The organism is Bradyrhizobium sp. 61, assembly GCF_023073075.1.
Classification (GTDB): Bacteria; Pseudomonadota; Alphaproteobacteria; order Rhizobiales; family Xanthobacteraceae; genus Bradyrhizobium; species Bradyrhizobium barranii.
On the sequence record NZ_JADPIU010000021.1, the window covers coordinates 48613 to 61220 of the forward strand.

A 12608-nucleotide genomic window follows, 5' to 3' on the forward strand; every position below is an offset into this window, starting at 1 on the left:
GTTGAATTAACCTATCCCCACCTTATCGGCTTAGGGATATGTAGGGCATCACGAAGTGGCGACCTCCACACCGGGTTAATCCGGTGTGGAACCGCGCACCCGGGTACAACGTAAAACCTGCACCAATCGTGCCAACAGACAAAGTCAGGGCAAACCATGGCGAACCAAGGGCAGAGCGCCGATCGAGGTCTTGAGGGGCTGACTGCCGCCGCCAAAAGTGCCGCCAATGCCGAAGGCGCCAAGAAGGGCCTGCCGCCGGTGCATCTGTGGAATCCGCCGTTTTGCGGCGATCTCGACATTCGAATCGCTTCCGACGGTACTTGGTTCTACATGGGCACGCCAATTGGACGACACGCCCTGGTCCGCCTGTTCTCGACCGTCCTGAAGCGCGAGGGCGACAAGCATTTTCTCGTCACGCCTGTGGAGAAGGTCGGCATCCGCGTCGACGACGCGCCGTTCATGGCGGTCGAGATGCAGAAGGACGGTGAGGACAACCATCGCGTGCTCCGCTTCCGCACCAATGTCGACGACTGGGTCACCTGCGATGCCGCGCACCGGCTGCGCTTCGAGCAGGCCAGGGAGGGCGGGCTGACGCCATATCTGCATGTCCGCGCCGATCTCTGGGCCAAGGTCACCCGCGCGCTCTACTACGATCTGGTTGACATGGGTGAGGAGCGGATGGTCGATGGCCAGCCGATGTTCGGCGTCGAGTCGGCCGGCGAATTCTTCGCCATGGCCGACGCGGAGCAGGTGAGGGCCGCACTTTGAACAAGCCTATCCTGAAGAGTGGTCCGGTCGTGATCGGCGCGGCCGATTTCTTCGCCCGATCCCGGGCGAGGCTCGGCTTCGACGTGCCGCCCGGCCTCTACGACCCGAACGTCATCCCCGCCTCGGGCGATCCCGGCACCGATAAGATGCTCGAGATCGTCGCGCGCGAACAGCCGGTGCGGCCGGCTGCGGTCCTGATTGCCGTGGTCGACCGTCCCGAGCCGACCATCCTGCTGACGCAGCGCTCGGCGCATCTCAACGACCACGCTGGCCAGATCGCCTTCCCCGGCGGCAAGATCGACGCGACCGACGCCTCGCCGCTCGATGCGGCTTTGCGCGAGGCCGAGGAGGAGGTCGGCCTGTCCAGAGACTTCGTCGAGCCGATCGGCTATCTCGATCTCTACGGCACCGCTTTCGGCTTCCGCATCCTGCCGACGGTCGCCAAAGTGCGGCCCGGCTTCGAGCTCACCATCAACCATTCGGAGGTTGATGATGCCTTCGAGGTACCGCTATCCTTCCTGATGAACCCGGTGAACCACCAGGTGCACAGCAAGGAATTCCGCGGCATGGAGCGCTTTTACTACGCGATGCCGTTCGCGGAACGCTACATCTGGGGTGCGACGGCCGGAATGTTGCGTGTGCTGTATGAGCGGATCTACTCATCATGATCCGGCCGGTTCTGACCGAGATCGGAATTTTCCTCATCCCCTTTGCCGTCTATGCGCTGTTCCTGGCCGCCACCCGCTCCGGCCTGTTCGCGCGATCGTCCTGGCCGGTCACCGTCGTCGCGCGCCTGGTCCTGGCCGCGCTCGTGCTTGTCATCGCGGGGCTGATCGGCTTCGCGCATTTCTCCGGCGCCGCACCGGATTCGACCTACGTTCCCGCCCATATCGAGAACGGCAGGCTCGTGCCGGGCGTGGAAAAATAGGGGCTGGACCATGAGCGCAGAGCCGTTACTCGCCAATGCGCCCTGGCTGACCTCCGGCGGGACGGCGCGCGTCCTGACGCTGCTCAACGGCAACGGCGAGGAAGCGCGCGTGGTCGGCGGCGCCGTGCGCAATGCGTTGCTCGGTCTCGTGCCCGGCGACATCGACATCGCGACCACGGCGCGGCCCGACGAGGTGATGCGGCGCGCCAAGGCTGCCGGCATCAAGAGCGTGCCGACCGGCATCGACCACGGCACCATCACGCTGGTCATCGACAGCACGCCTTACGAAGTCACGACGCTGCGCGAGGACACCGAGACCTTCGGCCGCAAGGCCAAGGTCGCGTTCGGCCGCGACTGGGTGAAGGACGCCGAGCGCCGCGACTTCACCATGAATGGACTTTCGGCCGATGCGATGGGCGTCGTCCACGACTATGTCGGCGGGATCGCGGATGCGGCCGCGCGGCGCGTGCGCTTCATCGGCGATCCCGACCAGCGCATCGCCGAGGATTTTCTGCGCATCCTGCGCTTCTTCCGCATCCACGCCGCCTTCGGGGCCGGCGAGCCCGACCGCGACGGCTATCTCGCCTGCATCCGCGGCCGCGCGGGTCTTGCGAGCCTGTCGGCCGAGCGGGTGCGCATGGAGATGCTGAAGCTGCTGGTCGCTCACGGTGCCTCCGACGCTGCGGTCGCGATGGCCGATGGCGGGTTGCTGCAAGTGCTGAGCGGAGGCGTCGTCTATACCGGGCCGCTGTCGGCCATGATCGCGATCGAGGGCGAGCTTGGCTTGCCGGCAAGCGGCACGCGGCGGCTCGCCGCGCTGACGGTCGCCGTGACCGAAGATGCCAAGCGCGTTGCCACGCGCTTGCGGCTCTCCAATGTAGAAAGCAAGGCGCTGGATTCGATGGGGCATCGCTGGTGGCGCTTCGCCACCAAGGACGAGGCCAATGCGCGGCGGTTGCTCTATCGGCTCGGCGCGGAGCGCTATCACGATCGCGTGTTGCTTGGCTGGGCGCGGGCCGGCGGCGACGTCGGATCGTCGCGCTGGCGTGCGCTCGCCGAGTTGCCGCAGCGCTGGATTGCGCCGAAATTTCCGCTTCGCGCCGCCGACTTCATCGCCCGCGGCATGGCCGAAGGACCCGCGCTCGGGCACGTGCTGACGCTTGCCGAGGACGCTTGGCTTGCGGCGGATTTTCCCCTAGAGGAAGCCGCGCTCGCTTCCATTGCCGATCAAGCAGCGGCACGCGTCAGCCGCGATGAGAGAACGTGACCATCGTCTCAGGCTTCGCCGACATCTCGATCCTTCAGCTCCTGCTGGTCGCGTTGATGGCGTTGTTTGCTTCGATCATCGGTGGTCTCGCCGGCTACGGCACCGGCGCCCTGATGCCGCTGGTGCTGGTGCCGCTGGTCGGCGCCGAGCCCGTGGTGCCGATCATCGCGATCTCCGCGATCTTCACCAATTCGAGCCGCGCGCTCGCCTATCTGCGCTATGCCGATCGCCGCCGCGCGCTGATCGTGCTCGCCTGCGCGGCATTGACGACCGCGCTCGGTGCCTACGGCTACACGCGGCTGACCAATGCGGGCGCCGCGCTCGTGATCGGCTCCATGCTGATCCTGAGCGTGCCGCTGCGCCGCGTGCTCCGCCGCCGCCAGGTCAGGATCGGCGACACCGGCCTTGCCGCCGGTTCCGTCGGCTATGGCGTGCTGGTCGGCGGCACCTCCGGCTCCGGCGTGATCCTGCTCTCGCTCTTGATGGCCGCGGGCCTCGAAGGCGCCGCCGTGATCGCGACCGATGCGATGATCTCGCTCGGCACCGGCCTCATCAAGATCTCGGTGTTCGGCCTCGCCGGCGCCGTCACCGCGCAGGTGCTGGCCTTTGCGCTGCTGATCGGCGCGATCGCGATCCCCGGCGCGTTCCTGGCAAAAGCCTTCGTCGAGCGCATGCCGGTGCATATCCACACGGCGATCCTCGATGTCGCTGTCATCACCGGCGGGCTGGTGATGATCTCGGCTGCGGCAAGGTCGCTGATCGCATAGATGACTCCGGTCCGATTGGCGTTCGCGATGTCCTTTCAAGGACGGACATTCCGTCCCGATGCTTGCACGCCGCCAAATGCTAGCCGAAACGCCCGATCCTGACTGCCGAGGGTTGAAAAGATTTCCGCCGATGACGGCCGTGGGCCGGTGGGCCAAGCGGGACGCTTTCTTACAACTGCAATCGGGCATGTCAGGACTGAAATGCTTCAGTAGCACCGTCGAGGCAGGTTTGAGACTTCATATCAACGGAAGCGGGCGCAGGCATGCGCACGCATCGTGGTCTCAACATGCACGGAGGAAGGTGAGGCATGGGACGATCCAACACAGAGTGCCAATGGCCTGAAAAAAAGTCGAGCAATCGGTCCAGGATTCAGATTGCCTTCCGGGAGATCAGTGCCGTTCTTGTTCTCTTTCCTGCTCTCCTGGGTCTTTCTCTCCCTTCCAGTGCATGGGCGCAGAGTGGGACCGACGCGAAGCCGGACCGCATCAAGGCGAATATCTCGAGAGTCGACAGCGCCTTCATTGAAGCCAATACGAAGAGATCCAGGGATTGGCCGACCGTCGGCCTCGACTACGCCGAAACGCGGTTCAGCAAGCTCAATCAGATCAACACTGACAACGTCAGGGATCTCGGGCTCGTCTGGAGTTACAATCTGGAATCATCGCGCGGCATCGAGGCAACGCCCCTCGTCGTCGACGGCATCATGTATCAGTCGGCCCCCTGGAATGTGGTCCATGCCATTGACGCGCGGACCGGGACAAAAATCTGGTCGTTCGATCCGGGTGTTGACCGGTCAAAGACCTATCGCGGGTGTTGCGACGCTGTCAGCCGTGGCCTCGCACTCTACAAGGGCAAGGTCTTCGAAGCCGCCTATGACGGGCGCCTGATCGCGCTCGATGCCGCGACCGGAGCCAAGCTCTGGGAAACGGACACGCTGATCGATCACGATCATTCCTACACGATCACCGGCGCGCCGCGCGTCTTCAACGGCAAGGTCGTGATCGGCCAGAGCGGTGCCGAATATGGTGTGCGCGGCTACGTCACGGCCTACGACAGCGAGACCGGTCATCAGCTCTGGCGCTGGTTCACCGTGCCCGGCGATCCATCGAAGCCATTTGAAGACGCCTCGATGGAAGCCGCGGCGAAGACCTGGGATCCAGCCGGGAAGTATTGGATCAACGGCGGCGGTGGCGCGCCATGGGACTCGATCACGTTCGATCCCGATCTGAACATGGTCTATGTCGGCACGGGAAACGGCGGTCCCTGGAATCGCAAGCTTCGCAGTCCGTCGGGTGGCGACAATCTCTATCTGGGCTCGATCGTCGCGCTCAACGCCGACACGGGCCGGTATGTCTGGCACTATCAGGAGACGCCCGGCGACAATTGGGACTATACATCGACCCAGCCGATGATCCTGGCCGACATCAAGATCGACAATGTGCCGCGGAAGGTGATCCTGCACGCGCCGAAAAACGGCTTCTTCTTCGTCATCGATCGCACCAACGGCAAGTTCATCTCGGCGAAGAATTTTGTCGATGTGAACTGGGCGACGGGATACGACGCCAACGGACGGCCGATCGAGCTGCCGGCGGCGCGCGACGCAGATCAATACGAGTCGATTCCGGGACCGGACGGGGCTCACAATTGGCAGCCGATGTCGTTCAATCCGCTGACCGGCCTCGTCTACCTTCCGGCGCAGCACATCCCGGTCAATCTGTCGCCGGAAAAGTCGTTCGTGCAGAATGCTGCTGCGCCAGGCAAGCTCGGCGGCTTGCTGGGCGGGAATATCGGTTTCGTTTTCAACCCTCCGAAGTCGGCCCCATTCGGACGTCTGCTCGCCTGGGATCCGGTGCATCAAAAGGAGGTCTGGCGCGTCGAGCACGTGTCGCCGTGGAACGGCGGGACGCTGACCACCGCCGGCAACCTGGTTTTCCAGGGGACGGCGGATGGCCGCTTCGTCGCTTATGATGCGGCAAACGGAACCAAGCTGTGGGAAATGCCGACTGGCACCGGCGCGGTGGCGGCCGCCGCAACCTACATCGTCGACGACAGGCAATACATCTCGATTGCGGTCGGCTGGGGCGGCTCCTACGGCCTGACGCACCGCGCGACCGAGTACCAGAACCCGGGAACGATCTACACATACGCACTCGGCGGCACGGCGAAGCTGCCAGCGTTCGTCAAATATCAGACCGAAGGTCTGCTGCAGGGCGTGAAGTACGATCCGAAGGACATCAGGGAAGGCGGCGAGATCTATGTCGCGGCAGCCTGCGTCGCCTGCCACGGCGTGCCTGGCGTCGGCCGCGGCGGCAACATCATCAATCTCGGCTACGTCAGCGCCGAAGAGATCACCAATCTGAGGCATATCCTCTTCCACGGTCCATTCCGCGACCAGGGCATGCCGGATTTCAGCGGCAAGTTGACGGAAGGGGACGTCGGGAAACTTCAGGCCTTCATACAGGGAACTGTTGATGCCATCAGACCGAAGAGCAGGTGATGAGTCAGCAGGCGCTGCGGCGGCGAGCGGCCCGTTCGACCGTGGCCGCCCGTCACGCGGCCTTGTCGATCTTGACCCAGAGCGCACTGCCCAGCGTCGAGCAGTTCCTGGCCGCGTAGGCCCATGCCGGCAAGCGTGATGGCGCAAGCGCAAGTGCGATCACGGCTTGCCCAATCCGCTGCGCTTGGCTTCGCGGCAGGCCGCGCACGAACTCGCTGACGCTGCCCGGTTTCTCCGCCCTGCGCAAAAAGCTGTCCACGATGTCTTCCCTGAGAAACTTCAGGAGGTTGAATGGTTCCCGCTCGCAAATGCTCAATTGCAGGCCATGTCGTCGACATACCGCGTCAAACGCTTCCTTCGTCCAGCGGCCAATGTGGTTCGGCGGCATGTCGATGAGCGATCTGTGGCCCTCCATGTAGTGCGTTCGGATATCATTCGGCACGGCGATGAAGACAGAGCCCTGCGCCTTGAGAAGGTATTTCAATCGCGCGAAGACGTCATCCACCCGGTCCATGTGCTCGAACACCTGAAACATGAAGATGATGTCGAAGGCCTCCTTCATCGGAGTGAAGCCATCCTCCCGAAGGTCGACCGAAAAGGTCTTGTAGCCTTTCGATCGCAAGGCCTGTTGCGCTGCTTCGTTGTAGTCGACCGCGTAAATATCGGACGCGCGAAAGAGTTTGTCCTTGATGTGATCGAGAAAATAGCCAAACCCGGCCCCGACATCGATCGCCGTTTTTCCGGCAGTGCCGAGGCCGCTCAGCTCCTCGATCGTCCTCTCATACTCCCATTTCATGGTTGGATAGGAAGGGTGGGGCGCGGCCAGGTTATAGAACTCGGCGCCGCCCGCGACGAACGGATCTGCAAATCCAAATCCGCAATCCGCGCATTTGCGGATATCGCAGGTGTCGCGGCCCCAGAGCAGCGACAGGTGGCTTATTAACTTTCGAGAGCGATCCGGATACTGGCGCGGACTGACGAAGGATCGAGAGGCCTGATCTGCGGTCACTTCAAACAGTTTGGCAGTTGATCCACTGCCGCATGCTGGACAGGTGCTCATCTCTCCCGACCTCATTCAGGTCTTTCGGTGGAAAGTGGTTGCGACCAATTGTCTCGTCATCATTCAAATGAAGGTTGGCGGAGCGCGAGGTCCGGGGCAGTGGACAGGACAGCGGAGGCAGGCCGCTCGCGGCGCGAAGGCGCCATTGGCCGCGCCGATTTCCTACTGCCAGAATCTGTCACTGGCCTGCGCTAGGTCTTCTTTCAGGGCATTTTTACTGAAAGGAAGACGATGAAAATCCAGAGCAACGGCCAGGCGCTGCAGATCGCCAGGACCTACATCGAGGCCATCGCCAGCAGGAGCGTGGATACGATTACTTCCGTGTCGGCGGACGACGTTGTTTGCACGTCGCCACGCGGGCGGATCGCCGGCATGCAGAAGTTTCGCGAATTCCACGAGGGTTTCGCCCGCATGATCAAGAAGGTCACGGTTCTCGCCGTCTACGGCGACGATGATCAGGCTGTCGTCGTTTACAGCGCGGACACCCATCCGGTTGCCAACGCCGTCGTCGCGGAACTCCTCAAGGTGAAGAACGGCAAGATCGCGTCGACCGAAGTGATCTACGACGCGACTCCGTTCGCCGCCTACACGGCGACCGTCCAACCGCACTAAGGCACGATCGACCATGAAACGGATTCAATATTACAGCTACGGCGGCCCCGAAACGATGAAGCTCGAAGCCTTCGAGCTGAAGGCTCCGGGGACCGGCGAAGTCGCGGTCAAGGTCAAGTTCGCCGCCATCAATCCCATCGATTGGAAGGTGCGCAATGGCTATCTCAAAATGGTGACGGGGAAGAAATTTCCGCGCGCCATGGGCAGCGATTTCTCCGGCGTCGTGACCGCTGTCGGCGCTGGTGTCATGCGCTTCAAGATTGGCGATCCCGTATTCGGCATGTCGCAGATAAAGCATGGTGGCGCGCTTGGCGAAGCCGTCATCGCTCCCCAAACCTTCGTCGCCAGGAGGCCGGATTCAGTCTCGTTCGAGGACGCGGCTTGCCTGGCTACGACGGGGCGACGGGGGTCACCGCATGGAACGGCCTCGTGGACAAGGCTGCCCTGAAATCCGGCAGCCAGGTGTTCATCAACGGCTGCACCGGCGCTGTCGGCGAGGCCACGGTGCAGCTCGCAAAGATGTTCGGGGCGACCGTCGCGGGGACATGCAGTGCGCAGGCGATGCAGCGAGCCCGTGACTTGGACGTCCAGCCTCTCTTCGATTATCGGGCCACCGATCTGTCGAAGATCCGTGAACGCTTCGACGTAGTGTATGACTCGGCGGGAACGATGGCAGTTGCCGCCGGGGTTGGCCTGCTTCGCGAAGGCGGCGTGTATCTCGATATCAATCCAGCGCCAATCAAGTTCATCCGTGCGATCTTCAACCGGAAACTCAAGCCGATCGTCTGCACCGCGCGGGCTGATATCCTTGACGGCCTTGCCGTCGCTTCGGCGAATGGAAAGCTGCGCTTGCCAGTTGCTGAGACCGTGCGTCTGAACGATGCGATCCCGCTCATCGCGGCGCTTGAAGCCGGGCACAAGCTCGCCGGAAAGGCTCTGGTAGCGATGTAAATGCCGTCTGGGCCAGTAAAGCCCCGCCGCCCGTGGCCCGCGATGCCTACTGCCATTTTTTGGCAGGATTCGTGCTAGACTTGGTCTATGTCGAAGAGCCAACGATTATTCGACCTCATGCAGATCTTGCGGCGGCACCGCACCCCGGTGTCGGGCAACGACCTTGCGGCTGAGGCGGGTGTGTCGTTGCGAACGATTTATCGCGACATCGCCGACTTGCAGGGCTTGGGCGCACAAATCGACGGTGAGCCTGGCTTTGGCTATGTCTTGCAACCCGGCTTCCTCCTTCCTCCCCTGATGTTCTCGGAACAGGAAATCCAAGCCTTGGCGCTGGGCGCCCAATGGGTATCTCGCCAGACCGATGACGAGTTCGCGCTGGCGGCGCGTGACGCGCTCGCTAAAATTGGCGCGGTCCTTCCCTCGGAGCTGCAACACAAGCTAGACGACAGTGCCTTTCACGTAGGGCGCAGGCCGAAGCAACCCGAAGCCGTCGACCTTCGCGTCGTGCGGCAAGCCATGCGCGACCAACACAAGCTTTCCATTGTGTATCGCGACCCGCAAGGCGCGAAGACCACGCGGATCATCTGGCCAATTGGCGTCGGCTTTTTCGATTCCCGGCGCATCATTGCCGGCTGGTGCGAAATGAGGAAAGACTTCCGCTCATTCCGGGCGGATCGGATAGAAAAGATCAAGCTCAGGACGGAACGCTATCCCGGTCGCCGGCGCGATCTCGTCAAGCAATGGCGGGCTCAAGTTGACGCGGAACGTCGCAAGACTCTCGGCTGATCTCACCACCGGGTCCGACGCCGATGCTGGCGAGCTATCACCTGCTGGTGCGCTTCACCATCGCCGGCGTAAGGGCCGCCTGACGCCTTCCGGGGTTAGAGCGGGCGCCGAAAATTACCGCGCCCGCTAGGCTCGAACCTTAGTTCGTGACGGGCGCCGCCTTGCGGACCAACACTTCGTTGCCCGCCCGGCTGATTTCAAGCGCACCTGGCTGCTGGGACGTTGAGAGAACAACGCTTTGGCCTGGCGCAAGAACAGAGACTACGCGGATTGGCGTTCCCGTCTCGCCCTGAGCAAGGGTCGTCACGACATGGAACCCATCGCGCTCAACGGTGTAGTAGGCGACGCCGGACACCCCGCCGAGATCGATGCTCTTTGCCTGAATTGGCCTGAGGCTATCTGCATGAGCGGTTCCAAAAGCGGCTAAGGCTAGTGTGGCGGCTAAAAGGCTACTGCGGATTGACATGTTGATCTCCTTTAGCTGGGCGGTGGGCCACGCCCTCCGTTCCCTTGCCACATAAGATGGGCGGCCTATGCTCATTGATCAAACAGATTGGATCGATGATGGGTATCGATGCCGTCAATCTAAGCCATCTCGACCTAAACCTACTGGTTCACCTCGATGCCTTGCTTCGCGAACGTAGCGTCACGCGAGCTGCGGGCCGCGTAGGCATTGGTCAGTCGGCGATGAGCCACAACCTCGCCCGCCTGCGTGACCTGTTCGGCGACGAGCTTCTGACGCGAGGGCCCGACGGCTTGCGCCTCACTCCTCGTGCAGTGATGCTGGTAGAGCCGGTGCGGGCTACGCTGTCTCAAATCCAAACGATTGTCTCACGCGACGACGCATTCGATCCAGCGACGGCAGAGCGGACCTTCAGGTTCGGACTCCCAGACAGCATGGAAATCCTGGTCCTTCCCGCTCTCCTCGCACGCCTGCGCGAGGTCGCGCCTGGCGTCCATCTGCGGCTCTACAACATCGACTCGTCGAGACTTCTGGATGATCTCGATGCTGACGAACTGGACCTCGCCATTGGCTATGACGTCTTTCCTCAGGGCCAGATCCACCACAAGCGGCGTCTGCTGTTCAACGAGAGCTATCTGTGCATGTTCAACGCGGAGATAACGGGCATCACCGACGCCCAAATCTCGCTCGAAGATTATGTGCGGTTACCTCATGTTCTCACGAGCCTGCGGCCGGGCCGGACTGTGCGCGGCGTGGTAGACGACGCCCTTGAGAAACTAGGATTGCGGCGGACGGTTGTCCTGACCACGCCTCGCTTCCTCACTGTCCCTGCCTTGGTGGCACGCGCACCTGTCGTCGTGACAATGCACGCGCGGCTGGCTCGGTTGTTCGCCACAGAACTCAAGCTTAGCCTGAGCCAGCCTCCGGTGGATTTGCAGGACGTAGCTGTTTCACTGCTCTGGCACGCTTCCTACGATCACGATCCATCTCATGCGTGGCTGCGTCAGATCTTGGTGGAATTGGTCTCCGAGCTTTGAGCTGGCCGCTACCCGGCGTGGAGCGGTGCCGACTCCACAGGCCGCATGTCGCCTTTTAGCCCGTTAGCAGACGTTCCAGCGCTCTGGGTCGATGCCGGCTTGTGACCTATAGCGGACCTTGCCATTTCGAGCGGCGGTCAGTTAGCTGCGCTATCAGATCAGAGCGTTCCCGCAGAAAGGTTGAATTAAATTGCACCCGGCGCGCGGGCCCGAGCACGGATGATCTTGTTGAGAGCCATCAGGACCGAGGGGCGCAGGATTTGGATTGCGTCACGGATCGTTGCGCCGAGTGGCTGCCGGCCGATCCGTCCGCGTAGTCGAGCAACCCGCAACGCACGCACGACCGTTTCAGGATCGGGAAGTTCTCCTTTATCTTCCAAAAGGCTCCAAGTGAGGCGTTTGAGATCGACTGTCTCTTGGTCAATGTGAGTGAACGACCCGTCTGCCGTGATGCAGGGGTGGTTGGTCATGTCGTAAAAGATAAGACCATCGTCTATCGCTACCATGTCACCATGGCAGGCCAGATCAATGAAGAACAGTTGGTCGACCCCCCAACTTATCGACTTGTAGTTTCGCATCAGGCAGCCGGCTTTGACGACGTTGCTATTGACCAACAGCGTCGATGGGACAATTCCGAGCGACCGCGTTTTGCCCACCAAATAGAGATCAGTCAGGCACTGTTGGCCCGAATACACGTAAATCTCACCCCCCTGCCGGTACTTTATGCCTTTGTCTTGCACCAGATGGCTTGTGGAGGTGATGACTGCCGCGGCGGGGTAGGCCAACGCAAGTCTCGCGAAAGACGTAAGCGCCCCTGGCGCGAGCCAGTCGTCGTCATGCAACAATTTGATCCAGGGACCGCGACACGCAAGCATCGCATTGTTCGTGTTCTCGACCTGACCACGGCCTCTGCGGTTCTCGACGACTCGGATGCGCGGTTCTGTGCTGACATATTCGGACAAGAGGCGACAACTCTCGCCCACTAACCCTTCGTCGTCGCTGATCACCATTTCCCAATCGGAGAAGTCCTGCTGCAGCACGCTTTCGATCGCGCGTTGCAGCCCAAAAGGACGTCGAAAGGTTGGGATCGCGACCGAAATGAACGACCGGAGTTCCGCCTCGCTGCTCGACAGTTCTGCTGGAGACACAATCATCATCCCCTAGACGCAAGACCGCTCAACAATAACAGTTCTCGGGGAGCGGCAACATCCTAGATGTCCGGATGTGGCCCATCAGCGAAGCGGCAGCACGCCTCATTGAGGTCCGTTCAATGGGGCTTAGCGGACTTTCGCATTGAGTCTTTCGCGCTTTGACCCGAAGGCAACGTTCGGCCGGCGACCGCAATGATAGCCTTCGTGAGGATCAGGGCCACGACTTCCCACAGCCGGGACAATCGTCAGAGCGCGACTGTTTCCTCGACCACATGTTTCAGCGGCGTCCCCTCAGCGGACAGGGTCATTCGCAGTTTGAG

At 61.9% G+C, this 12608-nt stretch carries 12 protein-coding genes and 1 pseudogene; 10 read left to right on the top strand and 3 right to left on the bottom strand.

From position 1 onward, the window contains the following. The first annotated feature begins 156 nt into the window (after window positions 1-156). The 6 genes from IVB46_RS08815 (at window position 157) to IVB46_RS08840 (ending at window position 6228) form a co-directional block, all read left to right on the top strand. On the top strand, window positions 157-768 hold the full coding sequence (locus IVB46_RS08815) for a DUF1285 domain-containing protein (protein ID WP_166085083.1): 612 nt from the start codon (window positions 157-159) through the stop codon (window positions 766-768). Further along, complete coding sequence (locus tag IVB46_RS08820; RefSeq protein WP_247314365.1) at window positions 765-1436, top strand: CoA pyrophosphatase; 672 nt, start codon at window positions 765-767, stop codon at window positions 1434-1436. Before IVB46_RS08815 ends, IVB46_RS08820 begins: the two co-directional genes overlap by 4 nt. Beyond that, on the top strand, window positions 1433-1696 hold the full coding sequence (locus IVB46_RS08825; protein ID WP_014497409.1) for a DUF6111 family protein: 264 nt from the start codon (window positions 1433-1435) through the stop codon (window positions 1694-1696). The genes IVB46_RS08820 and IVB46_RS08825 overlap by 4 nt, the downstream gene beginning before the upstream one ends. A 10-nt stretch (window positions 1697-1706) precedes the next feature. Further along, window positions 1707-2963, top strand: coding sequence for a CCA tRNA nucleotidyltransferase (locus IVB46_RS08830; RefSeq protein ID WP_247314363.1), 1257 nt, complete (start codon window positions 1707-1709; stop codon window positions 2961-2963). Next, complete coding sequence (locus IVB46_RS08835; protein ID WP_028158256.1) at window positions 2960-3730, top strand: sulfite exporter TauE/SafE family protein; 771 nt, start codon at window positions 2960-2962, stop codon at window positions 3728-3730. The genes IVB46_RS08830 and IVB46_RS08835 overlap by 4 nt, the downstream gene beginning before the upstream one ends. Before the next feature lie 308 nt (window positions 3731-4038). Then, complete coding sequence (locus IVB46_RS08840) at window positions 4039-6228, top strand: PQQ-dependent dehydrogenase, methanol/ethanol family (RefSeq protein WP_247342508.1); 2190 nt, start codon at window positions 4039-4041, stop codon at window positions 6226-6228. Window positions 6229-6280: 52 nt separating this feature from the next. On the opposite strand, the gene IVB46_RS08845 is transcribed toward IVB46_RS08840, so the two are convergent. Further along, a complete protein-coding gene (locus IVB46_RS08845; protein WP_247314359.1) occupies window positions 6281-7288 on the bottom strand; it encodes a class I SAM-dependent methyltransferase in 1008 nt (335 codons plus the stop codon). A gap of 231 nt (window positions 7289-7519) precedes the next feature. On the opposite strand from IVB46_RS08845, the gene IVB46_RS08850 reads away from it, so the two are divergent. The 3 genes and pseudogenes from IVB46_RS08850 (at window position 7520) to IVB46_RS08860 (ending at window position 9637) form a co-directional block, all read left to right on the top strand. Then, on the top strand, window positions 7520-7900 hold the full coding sequence (locus tag IVB46_RS08850; protein ID WP_247314356.1) for a nuclear transport factor 2 family protein: 381 nt from the start codon (window positions 7520-7522) through the stop codon (window positions 7898-7900). A 13-nt stretch (window positions 7901-7913) separates the two neighbouring features. Continuing rightward, window positions 7914-8851 (top strand): annotated as a pseudogene (locus IVB46_RS08855) (NAD(P)-dependent alcohol dehydrogenase). An 87-nt stretch (window positions 8852-8938) separates the two neighbouring features. Continuing rightward, entirely contained in the window at window positions 8939-9637 is a 699-nt protein-coding gene (locus IVB46_RS08860; RefSeq protein WP_085402513.1) for a YafY family protein, read from the top strand. 139 nt (window positions 9638-9776) lie between these two features. Here IVB46_RS08860 and IVB46_RS08865 read toward each other — a convergent pair whose 3' ends face one another. Beyond that, on the bottom strand, window positions 9777-10103 hold the full coding sequence (locus tag IVB46_RS08865; RefSeq protein ID WP_247314354.1) for a hypothetical protein: 327 nt from the start codon (window positions 10101-10103) through the stop codon (window positions 9777-9779). A gap of 98 nt (window positions 10104-10201) precedes the next feature. Between IVB46_RS08865 and IVB46_RS08870 the strand changes: the two genes are divergently transcribed. Next, window positions 10202-11137 (top strand): LysR family transcriptional regulator, encoded by a 936-nt coding sequence (locus IVB46_RS08870; protein WP_247314656.1) that lies wholly within the window; start codon window positions 10202-10204, stop codon window positions 11135-11137. 185 nt (window positions 11138-11322) lie between these two features. Here IVB46_RS08870 and IVB46_RS08875 read toward each other — a convergent pair whose 3' ends face one another. After that, a complete protein-coding gene (locus IVB46_RS08875; protein WP_223153632.1) occupies window positions 11323-12285 on the bottom strand; it encodes a glycosyltransferase family 2 protein in 963 nt (320 codons plus the stop codon). Window positions 12286-12608: the final 323 nt, after the last annotated feature.

Coding starts and splice junctions, on each gene's coding strand:
- IVB46_RS08815 (WP_166085083.1), top strand. CDS start 157: ATGGCGAACCAAGGGCAGAGCGCCGATCGAGGTCTTGAGGGGCTGACT.
- IVB46_RS08825 (WP_014497409.1), top strand. CDS start 1,433: ATGATCCGGCCGGTTCTGACCGAGATCGGAATTTTCCTCATCCCCTTT.
- IVB46_RS08830 (WP_247314363.1), top strand. CDS start 1,707: ATGAGCGCAGAGCCGTTACTCGCCAATGCGCCCTGGCTGACCTCCGGC.
- IVB46_RS08840 (WP_247342508.1), top strand. CDS start 4,039: ATGGGACGATCCAACACAGAGTGCCAATGGCCTGAAAAAAAGTCGAGC.
- IVB46_RS08845 (WP_247314359.1), bottom strand. CDS start 7,288: ATGAGCACCTGTCCAGCATGCGGCAGTGGATCAACTGCCAAACTGTTT.
- IVB46_RS08850 (WP_247314356.1), top strand. CDS start 7,520: ATGAAAATCCAGAGCAACGGCCAGGCGCTGCAGATCGCCAGGACCTAC.
- IVB46_RS08860 (WP_085402513.1), top strand. CDS start 8,939: ATGTCGAAGAGCCAACGATTATTCGACCTCATGCAGATCTTGCGGCGG.
- IVB46_RS08865 (WP_247314354.1), bottom strand. CDS start 10,103: ATGTCAATCCGCAGTAGCCTTTTAGCCGCCACACTAGCCTTAGCCGCT.
- IVB46_RS08870 (WP_247314656.1), top strand. CDS start 10,202: ATGGGTATCGATGCCGTCAATCTAAGCCATCTCGACCTAAACCTACTG.